Origin of the sequence: Gordonia malaquae, from assembly GCF_037148075.1 — a bacterium.
GTDB lineage: Bacteria > Actinomycetota > Actinomycetes > Mycobacteriales > Mycobacteriaceae > Gordonia > Gordonia malaquae.
Genome location: NZ_JBBCUB010000002.1, coordinates 163088 through 186009 on the forward strand (window position 1 = coordinate 163088; position 22922 = coordinate 186009).

The 22922-nt window shown below is 67.1% G+C and carries 19 protein-coding genes; 11 read left to right on the forward strand and 8 right to left on the reverse strand.

Features of this window, described 5'->3' with window-relative positions; genetic code table 11:
* Positions 1-8 precede the first annotated feature (8 nt).
* The 3 genes from recC to recD are packed head-to-tail and all read left to right on the forward strand — an operon-like array spanning position 9 to position 8547.
* Entirely contained in the window at positions 9-3350 is a 3342-nt protein-coding gene (gene recC, locus WFK36_RS07770) for an exodeoxyribonuclease V subunit gamma (RefSeq protein WP_336791213.1), read from the forward strand.
* Positions 3347-6700 (forward strand): UvrD-helicase domain-containing protein, encoded by a 3354-nt coding sequence (locus tag WFK36_RS07775; protein ID WP_336791214.1) that lies wholly within the window; start codon positions 3347-3349, stop codon positions 6698-6700. Before recC ends, WFK36_RS07775 begins: the two co-directional genes overlap by 4 nt.
* Positions 6697-8547, forward strand: coding sequence for an exodeoxyribonuclease V subunit alpha (recD, locus tag WFK36_RS07780; protein WP_336791215.1), 1851 nt, complete (start codon positions 6697-6699; stop codon positions 8545-8547). Before WFK36_RS07775 ends, recD begins: the two co-directional genes overlap by 4 nt.
* A gap of 6 nt (positions 8548-8553) precedes the next feature.
* Here recD and WFK36_RS07785 read toward each other — a convergent pair whose 3' ends face one another.
* Entirely contained in the window at positions 8554-9318 is a 765-nt protein-coding gene (locus tag WFK36_RS07785) for a PIG-L family deacetylase (protein ID WP_008376508.1), read from the reverse strand.
* 44 nt (positions 9319-9362) lie between these two features.
* Between WFK36_RS07785 and htpG the strand changes: the two genes are divergently transcribed.
* Positions 9363-11321: a molecular chaperone HtpG gene (gene htpG / locus WFK36_RS07790; RefSeq protein ID WP_336791216.1), complete on the forward strand. Its 1959-nt coding sequence runs from the start codon at positions 9363-9365 to the stop codon at positions 11319-11321.
* The gene (locus WFK36_RS07795) at positions 11321-11788 is read left to right on the forward strand and encodes a nitroreductase family deazaflavin-dependent oxidoreductase (protein WP_336791217.1); all 468 of its coding nucleotides are present in this window, start codon (positions 11321-11323) and stop codon (positions 11786-11788) included. Before htpG ends, WFK36_RS07795 begins: the two co-directional genes overlap by 1 nt.
* On the opposite strand, the gene WFK36_RS07800 is transcribed toward WFK36_RS07795, so the two are convergent.
* The 3 genes from WFK36_RS07800 to WFK36_RS07810 form a co-directional block, all read right to left on the reverse strand.
* Positions 11785-12180, reverse strand: a complete 396-nt coding sequence (locus WFK36_RS07800) for a hypothetical protein (RefSeq protein WP_336791218.1) — start codon at positions 12178-12180, stop codon at positions 11785-11787. The two genes, WFK36_RS07795 and WFK36_RS07800, sit on opposite strands and share 4 nt — an antisense overlap.
* A 356-nt stretch (positions 12181-12536) precedes the next feature.
* On the reverse strand, positions 12537-13394 hold the full coding sequence (locus tag WFK36_RS07805) for a crotonase/enoyl-CoA hydratase family protein (protein ID WP_008376501.1): 858 nt from the start codon (positions 13392-13394) through the stop codon (positions 12537-12539).
* A 27-nt stretch (positions 13395-13421) separates the two neighbouring features.
* A complete protein-coding gene (locus WFK36_RS07810) occupies positions 13422-15182 on the reverse strand; it encodes an alpha/beta hydrolase (protein ID WP_008376500.1) in 1761 nt (586 codons plus the stop codon).
* Between the two features lie 107 nt (positions 15183-15289).
* Between WFK36_RS07810 and WFK36_RS07815 the strand changes: the two genes are divergently transcribed.
* Genes WFK36_RS07815 through WFK36_RS07835 form a run of 5 tightly spaced genes read left to right on the forward strand, consistent with a single transcriptional unit; the run spans position 15290 to position 19010 of the window.
* Positions 15290-15982, forward strand: coding sequence for a VOC family protein (locus WFK36_RS07815; protein WP_336791219.1), 693 nt, complete (start codon positions 15290-15292; stop codon positions 15980-15982).
* Positions 15979-16608, forward strand: a complete 630-nt coding sequence (locus WFK36_RS07820; protein WP_008376496.1) for an LON peptidase substrate-binding domain-containing protein — start codon at positions 15979-15981, stop codon at positions 16606-16608. The genes WFK36_RS07815 and WFK36_RS07820 overlap by 4 nt, the downstream gene beginning before the upstream one ends.
* A 14-nt stretch (positions 16609-16622) precedes the next feature.
* Entirely contained in the window at positions 16623-17699 is a 1077-nt protein-coding gene (locus WFK36_RS07825; protein WP_336791220.1) for a heparan-alpha-glucosaminide N-acetyltransferase domain-containing protein, read from the forward strand.
* Between the two features lie 10 nt (positions 17700-17709).
* Positions 17710-18672, forward strand: coding sequence for a pirin family protein (locus WFK36_RS07830; protein ID WP_336791221.1), 963 nt, complete (start codon positions 17710-17712; stop codon positions 18670-18672).
* Positions 18673-18677: 5 nt separating this feature from the next.
* Entirely contained in the window at positions 18678-19010 is a 333-nt protein-coding gene (locus WFK36_RS07835) for a GNAT family N-acetyltransferase (RefSeq protein WP_008376490.1), read from the forward strand.
* Positions 19011-19107: 97 nt separating this feature from the next.
* On the opposite strand, the gene WFK36_RS07840 is transcribed toward WFK36_RS07835, so the two are convergent.
* Entirely contained in the window at positions 19108-19572 is a 465-nt protein-coding gene (locus WFK36_RS07840; protein WP_336791222.1) for a carboxymuconolactone decarboxylase family protein, read from the reverse strand.
* Between the two features lie 14 nt (positions 19573-19586).
* Here WFK36_RS07840 and WFK36_RS07845 point away from each other — a divergent pair, with 14 nt between their 5' ends.
* On the forward strand, positions 19587-20207 hold the full coding sequence (locus WFK36_RS07845) for a pyridoxamine 5'-phosphate oxidase family protein (protein ID WP_336791223.1): 621 nt from the start codon (positions 19587-19589) through the stop codon (positions 20205-20207).
* On the opposite strand, the gene WFK36_RS07850 is transcribed toward WFK36_RS07845, so the two are convergent.
* Genes WFK36_RS07850 through WFK36_RS07860 form a run of 3 tightly spaced genes read right to left on the reverse strand, consistent with a single transcriptional unit; the run spans position 20192 to position 22788 of the window.
* A complete protein-coding gene (locus WFK36_RS07850) occupies positions 20192-21010 on the reverse strand; it encodes a hypothetical protein (protein ID WP_336791224.1) in 819 nt (272 codons plus the stop codon). The two genes, WFK36_RS07845 and WFK36_RS07850, sit on opposite strands and share 16 nt — an antisense overlap.
* A gap of 10 nt (positions 21011-21020) precedes the next feature.
* Entirely contained in the window at positions 21021-22298 is a 1278-nt protein-coding gene (locus WFK36_RS07855) for a flotillin family protein (RefSeq protein ID WP_008376483.1), read from the reverse strand.
* Between the two features lie 7 nt (positions 22299-22305).
* Positions 22306-22788 carry a hypothetical protein gene (locus tag WFK36_RS07860; RefSeq protein ID WP_336791225.1) on the reverse strand — a complete coding sequence of 161 codons (483 nt, stop codon included), beginning with the start codon at positions 22786-22788 and terminating at the stop codon, positions 22306-22308.
* Positions 22789-22922: the final 134 nt, after the last annotated feature.

A 22922-nucleotide genomic window follows, 5' to 3' on the forward strand; every position in this document is an offset into this window, starting at 1 on the left:
GAGATGACGTGCTGAGAGTGCATCGTGCCGAACGCGCCGACACGCTGGTCGGGGTGCTCGCCGACGTGCTGGCGACACCGTCCGCCGACCCGATGCGGCCCGAGATCGTCGCCGTACCCGAGCGTGGCGTCGAACGCTGGCTCCGGCAACAGTTGTCGCTGCGGCTGGGGATAGCCGCCAACATCGACTTCGACTCACCGTCGGCGCTTCTGCGCACGGTGACCGTCTCAGCGTCCGCCGACCCGGAGGCGGCCGAGCGCTGGTACACGGACCGGCTCCGGTGGCCGGTGCTGCGCGTTCTCGACGCCAACGTCGACGACCCGCGGCTCAGTGTGATCGCAGCGCACCTCGGAATGACCGGAGACGACGCCACTCGAAAACTCCTTCGACGCGGCAGACGGTTCTCGACCGCGGCGACGATCGCCGGACTGTTCGGTGCGTACGGCTGGCAACGGCCGACGATGATCGCCGACTGGGCACTCGGCCGCGACACCGATGGGGCAGGCAACCCCCTCGCCGAACATCTCACCTGGCAACCGTGGTTCTGGCGGCTCGTCCGCGAGGAGATCGGTCATTCACACCCGGCGGAGGACATCGACGCCCTCGCAGCACGTCTTCGCGACGAACCCGGCGTAGTCGATCTGCCCGAACGGCTCGCGCTGTTCGGTCCGACCCGCATTCCGCAGACCATGCACGTGGTGCTCGACGCACTGAGCGCGGAACGCGACGTGGCGTTGTACCTCCCGCACTCGTCTGATGCGCTGTGGCGGCGGATCTCCGCCGAACCGCCACGGTCGCGACGCAGGCGTGCGGACCGAGGGGTGAACGCGCCGGACCACCCACTCCTCGCTGCATTGTCGCGTGACGTGCAAGAGCTGCAGGAGGTGCTGACACCGTCGATCGGTGTGGACGTCCACCATCCGCAGCCGGAGGCGGCGGCTCCGATCACGGTGCTCGAAGCCCTCCAAGACGGACTTCGGCGCGACGCTCTCGAACCGGCGCCGGGAGTGCGCGCCGACACCTCCCTGGAGGTCCACGCCTGCCATGGACCGGAACGTCAAGTGGAAGTTCTGCGGGACCGGCTCCTGCGTCTCTTCGACGACGATTCGACTCTCGAACCGCGCGACGTCCTCATCATGTGCCCGGACGTCGAAGCGTTCGCACCGCTGATACGCGGCGCATTCGGCCAATCCGGCCTGCATCATCCCGCGTACACGCTGCGGGTTCGGCTCGCCGATCGTGGTCTGCGCGAATCGAATGCCGTCCTCGACGTCGTGGCACGGGTCCTCGACCTCGCGGCAGGCCGGGTGCGGGCGGGAGAACTCCTCGATCTCGCATCGTCGACGCCGGTTCGGACACGGTTCGGCTTCACCGACGACGACGTCGAGACTCTCGCCGGATGGATCCACCGATCCGGAATCCGATGGGGGGTCGACTCCGCGCAGCGCGGCCGGTTCGGGCTCGGCGGATTCCCCCAGGGCACGGTCGCGTCCGGGCTCGACCGCATGCTTCTCGGCGTGGTGGCAGAAGAGTCGGAGAACGAGTGGCTGGCCACCGCACTCCCGCTCGCGGGCGTGGATTCGACCGACACCGACCTCGTCGGCCGGTTCGCCGAATTCGCCGACCGCCTGACGACGCTCATCGACGCGGTCGGGCGCCCCCACACGGCAGGCGAATGGGCCGACATCCTCAACGGCGCCGTCGACGGCCTGACCGACGTCGCCGACGACGACGAGTGGCAACGCGCACAAGCAGTCGGAATGATCTCGGACGCGCTGAGTTCGGCCGACGATCTGCGGTTGGAACTCGCCGACCTTCGGGATCTGATGGCCGGACTGCTGGTGGCGCGCCCGACGCGTTCCAATTTCTGCACGGGTGAACTGACCGTCTGCACGATGGTCCCGATGCGGTCCGTTCCGCATCGCGCGATCGTCGTCCTCGGGTTGGACACTGGCGCGTACCCGCGTCCGTCGTCAGTCGACGGAGACGATGTGCTCGCCGTGGCGCCCCTCGTCGGCGAACGCGACCGACGAGACGAAGACCGTCAGGCGTTCCTGGACGCCGTCGGCGCCGCCGGACAACATCTGCTCGTGTTCTACACGGGCGCCGATCCGCTCACCGGAACCGTGTTGCCGCCTGCGGTTGTGGTCAGCGAACTGATCGACGCCGCGAATGTCATCGTCGGGCACTCCGACGGGCCGTCGCCGATCGTGCATCGGCACACTCTGCACGCGTTCGACACGCGGAACTTCGTCGCGGCCGACGGTGCTGCGCCGTTCAGCTACGACTCGTCGCTGCTCGCGGGAGCTCGAGCGTTGAGCGACATCGACCGTTCCGGTGCACCCGCTCGCGCGTTGCCCCGGCTGGCAGACGCACGCCTCGGCGAACTCGAACTCGGTGACGTCGACCTCGATGATCTGATCACTTTCCTGTGCGCGCCGGTTGAAGGGTTCGCACGACAGCGGCTCGGCGTCGGACTGCCGGAGAGTGCCGACGGGCATCCAGATCAGTTGGCGGTGTCACTCGACGGCCTCGAACAGTGGAGTGTCGGCAATCGGTACCTGCAGGCGTTGCTCGACGGCCGCGATCCGGCGGCCGCAGCGGGTGCGGAACTGCGGCGAGGGTCCCTTCCGCCGTTCACGTTCGGCGCCGACACGTTCGGCCCGATCCGTGGGAAGGCTCAAGCGATATCCATTGCTGCCGACGGTTACCGCACGGATTCGGCCGACGCGGTCGACGTCCGAGTCGATCTGCCCGGCGGCCGTCGCCTGTACGGGACTGTCGGCGACGTGTTCGGCGACCGTCTCGTGCCTGTGAGCTATTCCCGCCTCGGCGCCAAGCATCGGGTCGGGGCTTGGATACGACTGCTGTCCATGGCCGCGGGCTCCAGCCGACGCGTTCCGCAGGCCGTCGTGGTCGGCGGGGCAGGCGGCCACACGCCGTCGGCCAAGGTCAGTCGCCTGTCCGCACCGGACGACGCGCTCGAGATACTCACGCTCCTCGTCGCTCTGCGGGATGCAGGCCTTCGAGCGCCGATCGGCCTCACGCTCGATGCAGCGGCATCGGCGGCTTCCGAGTTCAATCGTCGCGGTCGTGCGCCGCAGGCCATGCGGCGTGCGAAGTTCACCTACGAGAAGTCGTTCGGCGACAAGAACCGCTACGCGGGTCTGGTGTTCCAGAACGACCCCGACGCGTCGGTCGAGTTCGATGAATTGTGCCTTGCAGTTCCATCGCTCGACACGCTCGGCGACGTGGAGCACCTCCTGACCGGTGATCAGTCGACGCCGATGTATCTGCGGCTGGCATGTGCTCTGTTCTCGCCGCTGCTGAGCAACGAGGAGGACCGATGAACACCCTCGACACCCGAGGTTTCGACCTCCGCGATCCGCTGCCGACCGGGACCGTCGTCCTCGAGGCGAGTGCGGGCACCGGCAAGACGTACGCCATCGTGTCGCTCGCGGTCCGCTACGTCGCCGAAGGCGTCCCGGTGTCTCGACTGCTGATGGCGACGTTCTCGAATGCGGCGTCTGCGGAGCTTCGCGACCGGACCAGATCACGGCTGCGCGAGTGCCTCGCCGCCGTCGATCAGGGGGTCACCGGCGACGACGTCCTCGTCGAATGGCTCCTCGACGGCACGGACGACACGATCGCGGTACGTCGCGCGCGGCTGGTCTCGGCGCTGTCGGACTTCGACGCAGCCACGATGGCCACCACTCACACATTCTGCAATCGGATGCTCGCCGCGCTCGGTTTCCTCGGCGAACGTGAACAGCAGTACCCGATCGTCGAGAACGTCGACGAGATCGTCGCGGAAGTGGCGCGCGACGCCTACATCGCACGATTCGCCGGCGACCCGTCCGATGCTCCGGCCTTCGACGAGACTCTGGAGATCGCGAAGGAGGCCGTCCGCAATCCCACCGCGACCCTCGCGCCGTTCCGGCCCGGCGAACGCGACGACGACTCCGACCTGCGGGTCGCAATGGCGACACACGTGCGCCGTCAGACCGAGATCCGGAAGCGGTTGGCGCGACTACGGACGTACGACGACCTGCAGAACACGCTGTACGACATCGTGACCGATCCGGCCATCGGCGACAGAGCCTGTGACCGCATCCGCGATCAGTTCTCCGTCGTTCTCATCGACGAGTTCCAGGACACCGACCCGCAGCAGTGGGAGATCGTCCGCCGCTGCTTCCACGACCACCTCCCGCTGGTCCTCGTCGGTGACCCGAAACAGTCGATCTACGCATTCCGTGGCGCCGAAGTGCTCAGTTACCTCCACGCCGTGCAGGCGGCGGGGGACCGGCGGATCCTGAACGTCAACCGCCGTTCGGATCAGAACGTCGTGGAAGGGCTCAGCGTGCTGTTCGACGGCGCCGCTTTCGGGCATCCCGACATCGTGTACCGCCCGGTCACCGCTCATCACTCCGGATCGCGGATCCACGGTGCGCCCGCGGTGCGCATCCGACGTTTCGACAAGAACGACTTCACCGTCCACACGCAGGACGGCACCACCCCGAAGGTGGCCCAGGTCAGGGAGAGGGTGATCGACGACGTCGCGGGCGACATCGCGGCGCTGCTGAAGTCGTCGGTCACGATCGACGTCGACGGGCTGACCCGGCCCGTGGAGTCCGGCGACATCGCGGTGCTCCTACGCGCGAACCGGACGATCGAGCCACTGCAGCGAGCTCTCGCCGACCGCGGTATCGCATCTGTCGTGACGTCCGGGACGTCGATCTTCACCACCGACGCGGCCCGCCACTGGTGGCACGTTCTCACCGCGATAGACCAGCCGTCTCGGCAGCCGAGGGTCCGGCTCGCCGCGTTGACGCCCCTGGTCGGGCTCACGGCGGAGACTCTGGAGACACAGGGCGAGACCGGCATCGGCACCCTTGCGGCGCAGTTCGCCGAACTCGGGCGCGTTTTCGTCGACGGTGGATTCGCCGCGATGTCGGCTCGACTTCTGGACGAGTTCAACACCGCGGAACGGCTCCTCGGCTCGGCACGCGGCGAGCGACTGTTCACCGATGTGCGCCAGATGGCCGATGTCTGCAACCGGTACGCCGCCGACAGCGGGAGCGGACTCACCTCGCTCGTCGACTGGCTGGGCGAACAGATCGCCGACAGTTCCCAGTGGTCCGGCCGATCAGATGCGACCCGCCGACTCGACCGGGACACCGCCGCCGTTCAGATCATGACCGTCCACGCCAGCAAAGGTCTCGAATTCCCGATCGTCTACGTGCCGTTCGGCTGGGACGGGGCGTCCCGCGTGAACCCGGCGACGTTCGTGTTCCACGACGACGGCGACACCCGATGCCTCGACGTGGCGGGCAAGGGCGCGCCGGGCTACGGCAGGCGAGACGCGCTCGCGCGGTCGGAGTCGGCAGGCGAAGACCTGCGGCTGATGTACGTCGCCGCGACTCGAGCACGGTCCATGGTGGTGCTCTGGTGGGCGCCGAGCACCACCACGACACGTGGCGCGCTGCACCGACTCCTGTTCACCGGACAGCACAGGCGGGCGGCGGTCCGATCCGGCGAGGTCGCCACGATCCCGGACATGGTGCCCATCCCGGCGGACGACATGGACTGCGCCGGAGTCCTGCGTGAGGCGGCGTCGTTGAGCCCGGCGATCAGCGTTGAACACGCGGGTGGACGCGACGGGGTTCGCGTCCCCCGTGCGGTGACCGGGGGCGGCGCCGCGCCGCGGCTCACGGTGTCGCGGTTCACTCGTCGGGTGGACGACGCCTGGCGTCGCACGTCGTACTCCGCGATCGTCGCCGCTGCACACGCGGCGGCGCACGCTGAGCACACCGCGGTGTCGGTGATCGGGACCGGCAGCGAGCCCGACGGCGTCGACCGCCGCGACGAACCCGTCGACGCCGCCGATCCGACACTCGGCGACCAGACAGTGACGGCCGGGATCGCGTCGCCGATGAACGGTCTGCCGTTCGGCGCGGGGTTCGGAACCCTGGTGCACGAGGTGCTCGAACACGTCGACACGTCTGCCGACGACATCACGGTGCACGTCCGACAGCTCACCGAGGAGGGGGCTGCTCGGCGCGGTGTCGACATCGACGTCGATGTGCTCGCGACAGCGCTCGTCGGTGTGCTGACCACACCGCTGGGCTTCGGAGACCTGTGGTCTGTCGCGCCTCGCGATCGGCTCGCCGAACTGGATTTCGAACTCCCGCTGTCCGCGGTGGGAGGCGGCTTCGGGCTCGATCAGGTCGGTGATCTGCTCGCCGAGCATCTGCCCGGGGACGACCCGCTCGCCCCGTACGCAGATCTCGTCCGTGCGGTGTCCGACGACCGGTTCCGCGGCTTCCTGACCGGCAGCATCGACTCAGTGCTGCGCACTCCGGACGGACGCTTCGTGGTCGTCGACTACAAGACGAACCGACTGAGGCCGGGCGAACTCGCCGTTGAGGATTTCGGTCGTGAGGCGATGGCGGCCGAGATGATGACGGCCCACTATCCGCTGCAGGCGTTGCTGTACTCGGTCGCGTTGCATCGGTACCTGTTGTGGCGACTGCCCGGTTATCACCCGGAGCAGCACCTCGGGCCGGTTCAATATCACTTCGTGCGCGGCATGGCGGGCCCGACGACACCGCCCGGGTGCGGCGTGTTCGAGTGGCGGATGCCGGTGGATCTGGTCACATCGATGAGCGACCTGCTCGCCGGGAAGGGAGTGAAGCGATGATCGTCACCTCCGAGACCGGTGTCCTGGCGCCGTTCAATCAGGCGGGTGTGCTGCACGCGTCGGACGTCCACGTGGCCCGCAGAGTGGCCGCGCTCGCCGGCGGCACGACCGACGACGACGTGCTCCTGGCTACCGCCCTGGCCGTTCGTGCTGTCCGCACGGGTTCGACCTGCGTGCAACTCGATCGCATCGCAGAGACGTCGGTCGAGCACACCGTCGACGGCGAGCCCGTCGAACTGCCGTGGCCGCCTGTCGAGCGGTTGACCGCCGCGCTTGCGACGTCGCCCCTGGTGGTGGGCGCATCGTCGGGACCGCTGACCCCGTTGGCGTTGGCCGAATCAGCCGACGGGCCACTTCTGTACCTGCGCAAGTACTTCCGCCAGGAGCAGAGCATCCGCACCATCCTCGACGACCGCGCCGCGACTCGACCGGACGTGGACGTCGACGTGCTCACCCGAGCGTTGGACGAGGCGTTCACCTCCGACGACTCGGGGCTGTACGACCGGCAGCGCGCCGCTGCGGCGCTCGCCGCGACCAGTTGGACGACGGTCCTCGCGGGAGGGCCCGGGACCGGCAAGACGTACACGGTCGCGCGGATCCTCGCGGTCATGGAGACCGTTCTCGGTCCGGACATCCGCATCGGCCTGTGCGCGCCGACCGGTCGGGCCGCAGCGCAGCTGCAGTCGGCGATCGGCGAATACAGCCGGACCCGGCGTCGGCTCACCAGTGATCCGGCGGCGGTGACCGTTCACCGGCTGCTGGGCTCGCGGCCGGACGGGACGTTCGTACGGGGTTCGGGGAACCGACTGCCGTTCGACGTCGTGGTCGTCGACGAGACCTCGATGTTGCCGGTGACGATGATGTGCCGACTCCTCGAATCCCTGCGCGGTGACACCCGACTGATCCTCGTCGGAGACCCGCACCAATTGGTGTCGGTCGAGGCGGGCGCGGTGCTCGCCGACCTGGTGGAACGAGACCCGGCCGACGTCGCATCGGTCGAGAAGTCCTCGGCCTTCGGTGCGGCCGCCGGCATCGACGACGCCGACTTCACCGATGCCGAACAGGCGGCACTCGGCGGAGGTGTCATCACGCTGCGTCGCGGGCACAGGTACGGCGACCGGATCGGTGAGGTCGCCGAAGCGGTCAACGCAGGCGACGCCGACAGGGTGCTGGAGCTCATCGGGTCGCCGGGCGACGACAACCCCGTGACGCTTGTCGACCCCGATGATTTGGCCGGAGTCAGAGGATCGGTTGTCGCCTGGGCTCGCAGCCTCCGCGAGGCCGCCGGGTCGGGCGACGCCAGGCTCGCGGTAGAGGCGCTCCGCGGACATCGGGTGCTGTGTGCACATCGGGCCGGCCGCTTCGGAGTCGCCGGATGGTCCCGACGGATCACCGGATGGACGACGGACGATCTGGGAGGCGCGACGACGCACGGTGGAGCGTGGTACGCGGGTGAGCCGCTGCTCGTGACAGCCAATGATCGTGCGCAAGACGTCTACAACGGTGATTCCGGCGTGGTGATCGCCGACGGGGACTCGTTGGTGGCGGTGTTCGAACGCGGCGACTCCATCAAACGCCTGCATCCGAGCCAGCTCGCCGACGTGGTGCCGGTGTACGCGATGACCATCCACCGTAGCCAGGGTAGTCAGTTCACCGAGGTCACCGTCGTGCTGCCGCCTGCGGGCGCGGAACTCCTGACCCGCGAACTCCTGTACACGGCGATCACCCGTGCCGAGAGCAGAGTCAGGATCGTCGGGACCGCCGACGCACTCCGCGCAGCCGTGGGTCGGCGCGTCGCTCGAGCCAGTGGTCTCCGGACCCGCGCCGTGGAGCGTCCTGCTCCTTGAACCCGGTCAGCCGAGGTCGGCTCCGCCGGGGACGAGGTCGCGGCGCAGGTACGACTCCCACGCGAGGAACTGACGTTGTTGATCACGGGGCAGCGAGGCGAAGCCCTTCATCGACGCGCTGCGCGCCATCTCCGTGCGGTGCGAGGTGATCGCGCGGATCTTGGCGCCGATGTGCGCCTGGAGGTCGAGGGTCACCGACACCTGCTCGTCAGGTGTGCCGATGAGTGGAAGGTGAGACGCTTCGGGCAGATGCGGGCTCACTTCGTCGACGACGCTGACCGGAATCGTCGCGAAGTACAGTGATTTCACCTGCCACGGGTCGCCGGTCTCCGGTCGGTAGTGGACGAGATTCGCGGCGTCGGCGGCAGCGCAGACGAGTCGGTTGACGTGAATGTGGTCGCGGTGGCCGTAGATGCCGAACGCGTCGTACGTGACGATGACGTCCGGTCTGACACGTCGGATGTGGTCGACGAGCACGCCGACCTCCTCGTCGAACGGAACGTCGATGATCGACGGCGCGTCGGGTGCCGACTCGGGGACGAAGCTGTCGGCGTACCCGAGTGCGATCGGTGGCCGGGGGAGGCCGAGTTCTCTGGCGGCGTCACAGAGTTCACTGTGCCGGACCGTCCCGGGAGCCCACGTACAGGTGATGAGGTCGGCGTCGCCGCCGCGGGCGATGTGGGCGGCGATGGTCCCGCCTGTCCACAACGATTCGTCGTCGGGGTGGGCGTGGACGAACAAGGCGCTCGGTATGCCGGACACGTGCTCCACAGTACGCGTCGAGGGTCAGTAAACTGTTCTGTGCCGATCAGCCGATGCCCTCCGACCGAGGGTACGAAAGGAGTACTGCCTTGACGTCACAGGTTCACGAGTTCCAGGCGGAGGCCCGCCAACTGCTCGACCTGATGGTCCATTCGATCTATTCGAACAAGGACAGCTTTCTGCGAGAGTTGGTGTCGAACGCGTCGGATGCTCTCGACAAGCTGCGACTCGCCGGGTTGACCGACAAGGATCTCGACGCCGACATCTCCGACCTGCACATTCGGCTGATCCCAGACGCCGAAGCGCGCACTCTCACGATCACCGACAACGGCATCGGCATGTCGCGCGACGAAGTGATCGACCTCATCGGCACCGTCGCGAAGTCGGGGACCGCGGAACTGCGTCGCAAGCTCGCCGAGTCTGACAAGTCGACGACCGAGGACCTCATCGGCCAGTTCGGCGTCGGCTTCTACGCGACGTTCATGGTGGCCGACGAGGTGACCCTCGTCACCCGCAAGGCCGGCGAGAGCGTCGGCACCAAGTGGACGTCGACCGGTGACGGCACGTACACCATCGACGACGTCGCCGACGCTCCGCAGGGCACGACCATCACTCTCGCCCTCAGTGACGTCGACGACGAGAACGCCGTCCACGACTACACAGACCGTTACGTGCTGCGGGGACTGGTGAAGAAGTACTCGGACTTCATCGCGTGGCCGATCCGCATGCTCGGTGAGACGCCGGAGCCCGTCGAGGCCGCCGAGGGTGACGAGCCCGCGACTCCCGCGGAGCCCGTCGACGAGACGCTGAACTCGCAGAAGGCACTGTGGTCGAAGTCGAAGGACGAGGTGACCGAGGAGGAGTACGCCGACTTCTACCGCCACATCTCGCACGCGTGGGACGCGCCGCTGGAGACCATCTCACTGCACGCCGAGGGCACGTTCGAGTACCAGGCGCTGTTGTTCATCCCGACGCAGGCACCGTTCGACCTGTTCATGCGGGAACGCAGCAGCGGAATCCACCTGTACGTGAAGCGTGTCTTCATCATGGACGACGCGACCGACCTCATGCCGGAGTACCTTCGCTGGGTGCAGGGCGTGGTGGACGCGGCGGACCTCTCGCTCAACGTGTCCCGCGAGATCCTGCAGCAGGACCGACAGATCCGCGCGATCCGTCGTCGCCTCGTGAAGAAAGTCATCTCGACGATCCAGGAGATCGCCGACAAGCGACCCGACGACTACCGCACGTTCTGGGAGAACTTCGGTCGAGTGTTCAAGGAGGGCCTGATCAACGACGCGGACAACGCGCAGGCCATCCTCAAGGCGTCGATGTTCGCGTCCACCCACAGCGACACGGAGCCGACCCGACTGGCCGACTACGTGACGCGGATGGCCGACGACCAGGACGTCATCTACTACATGACCGGCGAGTCGCGTGCGCAGATCGTCGGAAGCCCGCACCTGGAGGCGTTTGCCGCCAAGGGCATCGAGGTGCTCCTGCTGTCGGACCCGGTCGACGAGGTGTGGGTCGGGAACGTCCCCGACTTCGACGGCAAGAAGTTCGTGTCGATCGCGAAGGGTGTCGTCGACCTGGACGGCGACGAGGACGCCGCCGACACCGAGCGCGACGAGGCGTTCGCGCCGCTGCTCACGTGGCTGGGCGAGACCTTGTCGGACGACGTCTCGGAGGTACGTCTGACGTCGCGCCTCACCGATTCCGCCGCGTGCCTGGTGGGCGACGAGTTCTCGATGACCCCGCAGTTGGAGAAGCTGTACCGGGCGTCGGGGCAGCCGGTTCCGCACAGCAAGCGGATCCTGGAACTCAATCCGAGCCACGCGGTCGTGACGCGTCTGAAGGAGAAGTTCGGGTCGGCCGACGACGATCACACAGCGCTGGCGCCCGCCGCGTCGCTGGTGTTCGCCAGTGCCGTCCTCGCCGAGGGCGGTGAGCTCACCGATCCCGCCGCCGTCGCGAAGTTGATCGCACAGCAGGTCGCCGACTCGCTCGCCTGATGTCGATCATCACGCGGGCCGCGATCTGGATCGGATCCTGGCCCTGGCTGCCGCCGTATCTCCCGAAGATCGTCAAGGTCGACGGGTGGATCCAGCGGATCAGCCGGGGTCGGATCGACCTGCTGTGGATCGCGAGTCTGCCGAGCGTGACGTTCACCGTCGTCGGCCGCAAGAGCGGCGAGCCGCGGACGACGACGGTGCTCGCCGCGCCCGACGGCGACGACTGGATCGTCGCTGGGTCGTACTTCGGTGGCCCGAAGAGTCCGGCGTGGGTGTTCAACATGCGCGCCGCCGCAGGCGGAACACTGCGCGTCAAGGGTGTTGACGTGCCGATGACGGCCACCGAGTTGTCGGGAGAGGACCGCGCCCGGGCGTGGGACTGCCTGCTCGGCGTCTGGCCGAACTTCACTCTCTACGAACAGCGGACCGACCGCACGATTCCCCTCTTCCGGCTCTCGCCGAGCTAGTCGGCGAGTTCGACGAAGTCCTCGGCGTACCCGAGGACGAGGATCGGCGAGTCGGTCACGGTGTCGCGGACCTCGTCCCACGCGGGTGAGTCCGCGGCGCCGTACAGGTGCTGCACGTCGGCGATCAGCGCTGTCGGGTCGGGAGATGCGGCTGCCGTCCGCTGGAACGCGAGCGTCGACGCTCCGACACCGATCAACGCGTAACCGTGCTCGTCGTGCATTCGGCGCGCGACCGTATGGCTTGCGAACGGCGACCAGTCGCCCTCGAAGTATCCGTTCGGGATGCTCGCGAGAAGGTCTGCCGGCGTGGGGACCTGCGCGCGTTGGACGACGTGGGTCGTCTCGAACAGTCGTTCCGGCTGGCGGTTCAACACCGCGAGGGCGTCGACCACCGCACTGTCAATCGAGTCGACTGCGAGAGACTCCCACGGCTCGGCGCGTTCGGGATCGTTCAGAGCGTCCAGAGCCGTTCGGATGACGGCTGTTTCGTAGGAGTACAGAGCCGCGGGCGAGTCGTCGTCCGGGTACTCGACGTCACCGTCGAGGTCGTGCCGATTCCGAGCATGTCCGCTTGTGTAGAGGCACTGCGGGAGATTGTCGAGCGTGAGTAGGTCGACGCCCCACCGTCCTGCTCGTTACGACAGCCTCATCGAACTCACGCCTGATGCGTGGATTCCCGCTAATTGTCTGACAATTAGCGGGAATCCAGCGCATCAGGCGTGAATAGAGAACTGGTGCGGGAAGGGACCTATTCGCCCTTGAACTGCGGGGGACGCTTCTCAAAGACCGAGGCGATGGCTTCGCCGAGGTCGTTGCTGGGGAGGAAGGCCGCGTTCCACGTCGCGACGTAGCGCAGGCTCTCGTCGACGCGGGAGCGGCGTGAGTGGTCCAGCACGTTCATCGTGCCCTGGACGACGAGCGGCGGAAGTGCCGCGATCTCGGCGCCCTTCGCGCGTGCGGCGTCGAGCAGCGACTCGGGGGTGTCGAAGACGTCGGTGACGAGACCGATCTTCTCCGCGCGTGCCGCGTCGATGTCCTTGCCGGTCAGGGCAAGGTCGCGGGTGTGGCCGTCGCCGATGATCAGCGGGAGGCGCGCGAGCGATCCCATGTCGGCGACGATCGCGACGCGCACCTCGCGGACGCTGAACTTGGCGTCGGCGCTGGCGATGCGGATGTCCGCGGCGGTGATCAGGTCGACGCCGCCGCCGATGCACCAGCCCTGGACGGCGGCGATGACGGGCTTGCGGCAGTCGGCCACCGCGTTGATGCCCGCCTGCATGCGGCCGATCATGTTGTGGAAGTCGGTGCGGGCCTTGGCCGCCTTGCCGTCGCCGCCGAGCACCGGACCGAAGTCGCCGGCCATCGCCGGAAGGTCGAGGCCGAATGAGAAGTTCTTGCCCGATCCAGTCAGGACCACCGCGCGGACGTCGGGGTCCGTGTCGATGCCCTGGAACAGGGGAACGAGCTCAGCCCAGAAATCCGGGCCCATCGCGTTGCCCTTGGTGGGACCGATCAAGGTCACCTCGGCGACGTGGTCGGCGACAGTCACGTCGAACGCCTTGTACTGGTCGCTGTCGCGGTATTCGGGGATGCTCATCTCGCTCATTTCTCGAATGTTACTCGCCGGTAGGAGTTAGTCGCGGGTCAGGCGGGGGAGAAGTCGGATCGTGTCCTCATTCGTCCAGCCGGGCGGTTCGAGGATCTGCGCCCACGCCTTCGGAATCGCCGCCAGATAGTTGTGGCCGTGGCCGTCGGGGACGTCCACCGACACTGCCATATCCGCAGCGACCTGCAGGAACGTCAAGATCGGGAACCACGTCGTCGAATCGAGCACGTCCGGGCCGCGCTGCTCACGAAGCCAGTCCGGTTCGTCGAACAGCAGATCCGGAGACCACCAGGAGATCGGATCGGAGGGATGCTGGAGGTAGACGATGCGTCCCTTGGTCCACGGCTGGCCCGCCGGGCGGTCGAGGTCGGCGGGGTCCATGATGAACCGGACCTGATCGCCGTTGTCGAAGATCGGCAGGTACTCCGGGGAGCCCGAGTCGCGGCCGTTCGTCGTGTCTCGCCACAGTGTGTTGCTGAACGTCGGGCCGGTCAGCAGAGCGCCGTCGGTGCGTGCGGACATCGTCGGGATCGATCCGAACGGGGCCTCCGCGGCGAACGAGCCGAGGCTCTCGCCGAAGACGACGATCTTCGGCCGCGTCGCCTCGGGGATGTCCCGGACACGTCGGTCGACGGCTTCGAAGAGGGCTCGACCGGCCTGGCGTGCGCGCTCCTGGTCGACGATGAACGACAGCCAACTCGGCAGAGTGGAGTACTGCATGCCGACGATCGCGGTGTCGCCGTTGTACATGTACTCGATGGAGTCGGGGTTGGCTCGATTGATCCACCCGGTGCCGGTGGTCGACGCGACCGCGATCACCTTGCGGGTGAGACCGCCCGCTCGAACCAGCTCATCGGCGGCCAGAGTCGCGGCTTCGGCAATGGTGGGCGCCGATTCGAGACCTGCGTACACGCGGATCGGTTCGAGTGCGGGCTTGTGGTTGAACTCGCCGATCTCCTCCTTGGTCGGCCCGGTCGAGACGAACGCTCGGCCCTGTCGGCCGAGGCTCTCCCAGCTCACCAGTGATTCGGGACTGCCGGATTTCAAGGGGGACGACGGAGGTGACGAGTCTGGAGTCGATTCGTCGTTCACGGCGGCGAACGTCTCGTTCAGCGCCTTCATGCCGTAGTTGGTCACCACGCCGTTCACGACGAAGATACTGACCAAGATGACCACGAGTGCCGCGACGGCTCCCGAGATGCGTGGAGGGATGTGGGCTGTCAGCTTTCGGGCGATGAACCGAACGAGAGCGCCCCAGGCCTGACCGACACCGACTAGGATCGCGAACACGATGACGGCGATGATCGCGATCTGCGGATACGACGTCCACGTGAGGTGATCGACTCCCATCAGGTCGCGGAGTTCGTCCTGCCATCGGTGGAACCAGTACAACGCGACCACCGTGCCGACGGAGGCGACGACGCCGAGTCCGATCCACCAGATCCGGCTCGGGCGAGGCCACGCCTCTTGTCGAGAGACGAGGTACCGCGCGAACCATGCAAAGAAGGCTCCGAGCCCGTAGCCGATGGCCGCCGCGCCTGCGGCGACCACTCCCTGGAACAACGGGCCGCGAGGCAACAGCGACGGCGTCGTCGACAGCCAGAGGAACAGCGTCGCGAGGACGGCTCCGGTGTACGACAGGCGGCTCACGTAGTCGCTCGTCCAGGTCGCGACTCGGCTGCGCGCACCGGATGCGGGGGACGGCTCAGCGGCCTCCGTCTCAGAAGCGGTGTCGAGCGGGTCGGTCGGCTCCGGAGCATCCGTGCCGGCTGCGTCGTCAGTGACCACGCCGCCTCCTTCGTATTCGAGAGATTCACGATGAAGATACCTGCAGCGTACGACGCGTGAGCACACGACACCCGAGGTTGATCGCCGGTTGTGCAACGATTAGCGCCGTGAGCATTTCGACTGATCCTCTCCGCACGTCCGACGTCGTCCTCGGGATTCCCGTCTCCGACATGGCGGCATCGTCCGACGCGTATCGAATTCTGCTCGGCGAGCCGTTCGACGCGGGAGTCTGGTCATTCGGAAACGGCCGCGTGGAGTTGCTGCCCGGAGATGCCGAGGCGGCCGTCGACTTCGCTGTCGCGGATCTGCACGAGAGTGTCAGACTGCTCGGCCGACGTGGACTCGCCGCGGTTCTTCGCGACGAGACGTCGTACGAACTCGAAGGCGTGGTGCCGGTGGGGATCACCGCCCGCAAGGGTTGCGGCGACGGCCCGCGTGTGGACCACGTCGTGATGTATCACCACGATGTGGACGCCGCGGTTGCGCTCTACGCGGGCAGGCTCGGGATGGACTTGCGGCTGGACCGTCAGATCGCCGAAGGCGTCGCCCAGCTGTTCTTCCGGACCTCGTCGGTGATCGTCGAAGTCGTGGCGGGACCGTCGATGGCCGACCGCGACCGATTCGGGGGAGTCGCATGGCTCGTCGACGACATCGACGCCGAACAGCAACGCCTCGTCGACGCCGGACTCGACGTCAGCGAGGTCCGGATCGGGCGCAAACCGGGCACCCGCGTCTGCACACTTCGCGATCGCGCGTTCGGGACGCCGACCCTGCTGATCGAACAGACGCCCAAGCCATGACTCCGATGTTCCCGTTGGGCTCGGTGCTGCTGCCGGGAGAGACTCTGCCGTTACGCATCTTCGAGCCGCGCTACGCGGCGATGTTCGACGACCTGCTCGCAGGTGACCGCACATTCGGCGTCGTGCTGATCGAGCGCGGGTCGGAGGTCGGAGGCGGCGACGAGCGGGGAACCGTGGGGACCCTCGCACGCGTTGACACTTGGGCTCAAACGGGCCCGGGACGCTATTCGCTGAACTGCGCGGGTATCGAGCGAATCGTCGTCGACGAGTGGCTGCCGGACGACCCGTATCCGCGCGCGGCGACCCGGCGGCTCCCGGACGAGACCGGCGGTGAACCCGACTGGGATTCACTGACGGGTGGCCGTGCGCAACTCCAGTTGTTGTGCGGTCAGGGCGGCCGCCTCGATCCACAACTGCGGTGGATCGCCTCTCAACTCGCCGAACCCGTCGACTACAGCGGACCCGACCGTGAGGAGGCGTCGTGGCGTGCGGCGTCCGACCTTCCGCTCGGAGCGGCCGACCGTCATCGGGCGTTGTCCGCGCCGGATCCGGCGGCACGCGTCGACGTGTTGATCTCGGCGGTCGACGACCTGATCGCCGCGCTCCGATTCCGACTGCAACCATGATCGGTGGTGCCCGTATGAGCCTTGCGCGTCTCGACGCGACCGATCGACTGGCGGGCGTGGACCTCGCACGCGGTCTCGCCGTCATCGGCATGTTCGCCGTCCACCTGACGACGTTGCCGGACCTCGAATGGAGTTCGCCGTCGACGTGGGCAGGGGCGGCGACGGGGCGGTCGTCGATTCTCTTCGCCATGCTGGCCGGTGTGTCGATCACCCTGGTCGGTGATCCGTCTCGTAACCGCGGTGCCGGGTCGGCCGGCCCGAACAGAATGCTGGCCGCCCGCGCGGCGATCATCTGGGCCGCCGGTGTCCTGCTTCTGTTCCTCGGGTTGCCGGTCGAGGTGATCCTGCCCGCATACGGTGTGCTCTTTCTGATCGGCATCGGACTCCAACACCTTCGAACGTCCCTCCTGTGGGCCACGGCCGTCGGGCTCGGTGTGGTCGCGCCGTTCCTGCTCACCGCGATCGACGCTGTGCCGTGGCCGGCCGACGGCGACACGGCAATCGCCGGAGGCCGTCTGATCGGTTGGTACTTCCCCTTTGTGTTGTGGGCGGGCTTCCTGGCGGCGGGCATGGCGGCAGGTCGAGTGCTCACTCGCCGCCGGACCGGCGACGCAGCGCTGCTCGTCGGGGTCGGCGCACTGTTCGTGCTGCTCGGCGACGGTGTCGTCGGGGGGATCGCCGCCGACCACGGCATCGCCGAGATGAGCTCGGCACCGCACTCGTCGGGCGTCGGCGAAGCACTCGGATCGGGGGGTTTCGCTCTGGTCGTCATCGGCCTGTGCACACTCGTGGTGGCGACACCGCTGCGCGCCGCGAGCCTCCCGCTCCGCGCCGTCGGCTCGATGCCGCTGACGGCGTACACCGCACACCTCCTGATCTGGTGGGTCTGGATCGCGATCCGACCGGTGAACGACATCACCGAGTTCCGGGCGCTGCACCCGTTCTGGCCGATCACCGTCGGTGTGATCATCGGGTGCACGGCGTGGGCGGCGACCATCGGTCGTGGACCTCTGGAGGGCCTGGTGTTCAAGCTCTCGCTCGTGGTGGCGCGTCCGCTCGTGCCTACGACACGACCGGCAGATCGGGACTAGTCTCGACGGCGTGAGCAACCTCGACGCAGAACCTGGCGAGATCGACTGTTCCGGCCGTCCGACCACCGGAGTGGACGTCGTGACACCGCGAAAGGTTCCCCTCGGCGGGATCCGCGCCATGATCGTCAATCGAACGCTGCCGACCCGTGACCGCTCGATGATCGGCGCCTGGTGTTTCGCGGACCACTACGGGCCGGATCCGGTGTCCGACAGCGGCGGTATGCGCGTCTACCCGCATCCGCACACCGGACTGCAGACCGTCAGCTGGCTCTTCGAGGGCGAGATCGAACACCGCGACAGCGCCGGAGTCCACGCGATGGTGCTACCCGGCGAGATCAACCTCATGTCGGCGGGCCACGGGATCAGTCACTCGGAGATGTCGACCGACGCGACAACGGTCCTGCACGGTGTTCAGCTCTGGGTGGCCCTGCCCGACGCAGTTCGCGACGATCCGCACGGTTTCCAGCACCACGCGCCGGAGTCGGCGCCTCTCGGCGACGCCGGGAGCGTGCGGGTCTTCATCGGCGAGCTCGTCGGGACGTCGTCACCGATCGTCACCGCGACGCCGCTGCTCGGCGCGGAGATCCTGCTCGAGCCGCACACCGAGGTCGTGCTGCCGGTCCGCTCCGACTTCGAACACGGGTTTCTCCTCGACACTGAGCAGTTGGTGGTCGACGATGTCGACCTCGCCCACGGTGACCTCGCCTACGTCGGTCCAGGAGTGTCCACGATCCGGCTGGCGAACCCGTCGGACACCGTCGCCCGAGTGATCCTCCTCGGCGGCACTCCGTTCGGCGAGGACATCATCATGTGGTGGAACTTCGTCGGCCGGACCCACGAAGAGATCGTCGAGTACCGCGAGGAATGGGAGAGCGCCGCAACGCGTTTCGGCACAGTGGACGGGTGGACGTCGGATGACCGGATTCCCGCGCCACCACTCCCGACCAGTCGGCTCAAGCCGAGGAAGAGGTAATCGGAATGACTGACAGCACCGAGCAGATCACCGTCGCTCGCAACGACGCCCAGGGGCGCTACGACATCAGTGTGGACGGTGAACTCGCAGGCTTCACCGAGTTCGTCGACCGGGGCGAGCAGCGGATCTTTCCGCACACCGAACTGGACGAGAAGTTCTCCGGTCGCGGCCTGAGCTCGATTCTGGTTCGTGACGCCCTCGCAGACACACGAGCCGCCGGACTGCGTGTGGTGCCGGTGTGCCCGCTTGTCGCGCGATACGTCTCCAAGCACGACGAACTCTCCGACATCGTCGACCGCCCGACGCCGGAGATCCTCGAATTCCTCCGCAGTCGCTGAGCGCTTTCTGTCGGGGAGGGCACGCTGCGACACGACGCCTCGGCTATCGCCTCGGAGTCGGCTCAACGAGCAGGGGAATGTGCGGCGACCGCCGAACCTACGGCCGCGGGTGGACGTTGTAGCGGCTCATGATGGAAACGCGGTTGAAGGCGTTGATCGCGACTGCAGCCCAGGTGACAGCTGAGATCTGGGCTGCGTCGAGGATGTCGGCTGCGCGCTCGTACGCGCAGTCGGCGTCGTCGACGGACGGCAGTTCGGTCGCCGATTCGGCCAGTTCGAGTGCTGCTCGCTGTTGGTCGGTGTACAGCGCAGGAGCTTCACGCCACGCCGGCAGCACGGCGATCTGTTGTTCGGTGACCCCTGCGGCCACAGCGTCGGCGTGGTGCAGGCTCAGACAGAACGCACAACCGTTGATCTGCGAGCACCGCAGATTGACGAGTTCGACGACGGTCCGGTCCAGGCCGGCATCGGCTGCGGCCTGTTTGGCGGCGGCAGACACCGTCACCAGTTGTTTGTAGGCGGCCGGGGTCTGTTTATCGATGGACACGCGCGGAGTCGGCATGACACAACGTATACATGAGCACTGAACCTCAGCAGTTGCACAGCCTCACCCGCAAGACCGAGCGGGGCGGTGATCGTGCGCTCCTCGACGAGGTGCTCGACGAGGCCATGGTGGGCACGTTGTCGACAGTCGTCGACGGCTGGCCCTGGTCCGTGCCGCTGCTGTTCGCTCGAATCGGCGACGACGTGATCGTCCACGGATCGACCGGAGCCGGGATGCTCCGACACGTCGCCGCGGGCGCGGCAGTCACCCTCACCGCGTTTGTGGTCGACGGTCTCGTCGTCTCCGACACCCTCTTCGACCATTCGGCGAACTATCGTGCCGTCGTCGTTCGCGGTGTGCTCCAGCCGGTCGACGATCCGGCGACGGCGCTGACCGCGCTCAGCGATCGGATCGTTCCAGGCCGCTCGGCGGAGACCACTGCGATCCTGCCGAAAGAGTTGGCCGCCACGATCGCCCTGAGGTTGCCGATCGAAGACGGCAAATGGATCGCGAAAGCGCGCACCGGTGGTCCGGGTGTCGAGACCGACGACTGGACGGGTGTGATTCCGATGCGGACGGTCTACGACTCGCCGATCACGTACACCGGTCGCGACGCGGACGTGCCTGCGTCGGTCAGTCAGTTGGCGCGATAGCGGAACACCTTGGTCCCCACGAAGCACGGGCTCGGGTTGATCATCGCCACGCTGAGGATCCGCCGCGAGACGTCGTAATCGATGCCCTCGGATTCGTAACTTCCACGACAGACGCTCCGCTTGGGGATGGTGAACTCCGGTTCCACGGTGCCGTCGACCGACGCCGCCCCGACGGGCGCGGACAGGTGGACGGAGACGACGCGGTTCACGGGTTCGTCCACGGCGCACAGCAGACGGTCGGCGGTCATGAAGTCGCAGCTCTGCACGTTGGTCAGCGGGGTGTCGAGCCGGATCTCGCTGAGGATCGGCATTGTCGAGCCTGCAGGTCGACCCTTGGGGTTGGCGAACACGATGAATCGCTGCTCGGTGAACCACTCGCCGCTCACCAGGTACGCGCCGGTCGGGTCGACGGTGACGAACGAGTTGTTCGCCATCTCGCCGGGCTCGAGCGGGTGGTAGTACTTGGTCATCACTCCGTGCGGGCTGGTGATCGTGTACAGCTTGCGGCTCGCACTGAGGTTCTCGTAGTCGTCGTAGGTGTATCCCGCGTGGATGTCCTGGTCGCCGATGTGCTGCCAGCCTGCCTGCCATAGGTCGGGCCGGATCGACAGGGTGCCCCTCGGATGCAGCAGCCCGATCCGGTCGGTTGCGAGCCCCTCGTTGTACAGAAGGGTGAAGTGGTCGCTCACCGACTTGCTGCGCCAGGTGTCCGCGTGCGCGGGAGCAGACGACAACGCCGCCGCTGCCAGACCTCCGACGATGAGAGCGATGGAGAATCTGTACAAGCGGCGGCGTCTGTTCACGCCTAGGACGCTAGTCGGTCGAGGCCGTGTCCGGAGTCTTCTCGACCGCAGTCGTCTCGGATCGGCCGAGATCGGCGAGCATCGACGCGACGTCGATGCCCGTCGTGCTGCGAATGACTTCCAGCGTGCTGGCAACACCCGCGCCTGCGCTGCGGGTCAGCGGGCTCACTGAATCGCCGACCAGTGTGATGTTCGAGTCGGCGAGCGGCTCTGCTGCGGCACGGACGATGTCGGGGAGCTTGTTCATGACGAGCTCCAACTGGCCGACCTTGTCGAGCTTGCCGAGTGCGTCGGCACGCTTCTCCAGAGCTTCGGCTTCGGCCTCACCGGTGATCCGAATGCCTGCGGCTTTCGCTTCGGCTTCCGCGGTGATCTCGGCCTTGCGTGCCTCCGCCCGCTGCTGTGCGGCGTACAGCTCGGCCTCTGCCGGGCGTCGCACCTCGGCGTCGAGCTGAGTGTCGCGCAGACGAGCGGCCTGCTCGGCGACCTCGTTGTCCTTCTCCACCTGGATGCGACGACGCTCCGCCTCGACGAGCGGACGCACGGCGTCGGCCTCGGCCGCAGCGCGGTCGGTCGCCTGACGGGCGGCTTCACGTTGGATGTCCAGCTCACGCTGCTGCTCGATGATCGCCTGCTCGTTGGCGATACGGCTCTGCTCAGCGACACGATGCGCCTCGGCGCGCGACTGGGCGGCGATCGCCGACTGATCGGATCGCTCCTTGGCGGCGAGATCGCTGAAGTACTGGCCGTCCGAGTCCTGGACGTCGTTGATCGAGAAGCTGTCGAGCACCAGACCCTGATTGCCGAGGATCTCTTTGATCGACTGCGCGACCTGATCGACGAGCTGCTGGCGGTCGACGAGAATGCTCTTGGCCGTCATGGTGCCGACGATCGAACGCAGTTCACCCGACAGCTGCTCGGTGACGAGAGCGTTGACGCGATTGAGGTCGTCGCCGAAGCGGGGACCGGCCTTGAGGATGTCCTCGGGCGTGTCGCCGACTTTCACGACGGCCACACCACGCACCTTCAGTTCGATGCCGTCGTTGGCCGGCGTCGACGTGTCGAGGTCGGCCTTGATCGAGGACAATTGGACGCGGGTCGCACGCTGAACCACGGGCAGCACGAATGTGCCGGTGCCGCGGTACACCTTGCCCTGATGCCCCTTGCCGGTACCGGTGACGATGAACGCCTCCTCGGCGCCCGGCACGCGGTACCGGGACAGAAGGAGCAGAACGACGAGCACGAGCAGTACCACCACGGCTGCGACAGCCCAGATGACAGTGGTCATGGGTGTATCAATTCCCTTCTGGATGAACGTCGCCGAAGGTTATCGGCGACACGGTGAAGATCTCTCGACCGTCGGCCTTCTCGAGGACGACGGCCTGGGCATTGTGGGGGAGCGGATCGTCGGATCGGACGGTGATCTGCCGCGATCCGAGAGGCGTCGCCACTTCGGCGGTGCCGAGACGGCCGTCCGACACGGGTTCGACGATCCGAACCGTCGATCCGATCAGGTCGAACGAGGGGAGTTCCTCCTCGGAGCCGACGAGGTAACCGAGGATCACGATCGCGACGACGCTGAGCGCGACTCCGGTGCCGATTCCGGCCGCGAGAGCCACGAGAGTGGAGGTGTCGCTGAACTTCATCAGGCCACCTGCGAGGAGCCCGAATCCGGTGAGGAACGGCGTTGCGACCGACAGGAGCCCCGCTCCAGAGTCTCCGACGTGCACGTCGAACTGGGCGAACTCGAACCCGATCAGCGAGAGCAAAGTGAGCACCAAGCCGACGAGACCTATTGCAAGTAAGACGATTCCGAGCACGGCACCCCAATCCGCTACGTGTTTCGCGTGCCTTCATTCTCGCACATCGGACGTTCGGCACCGTCTGCCCGAACGACTCGGTTGACATCGAC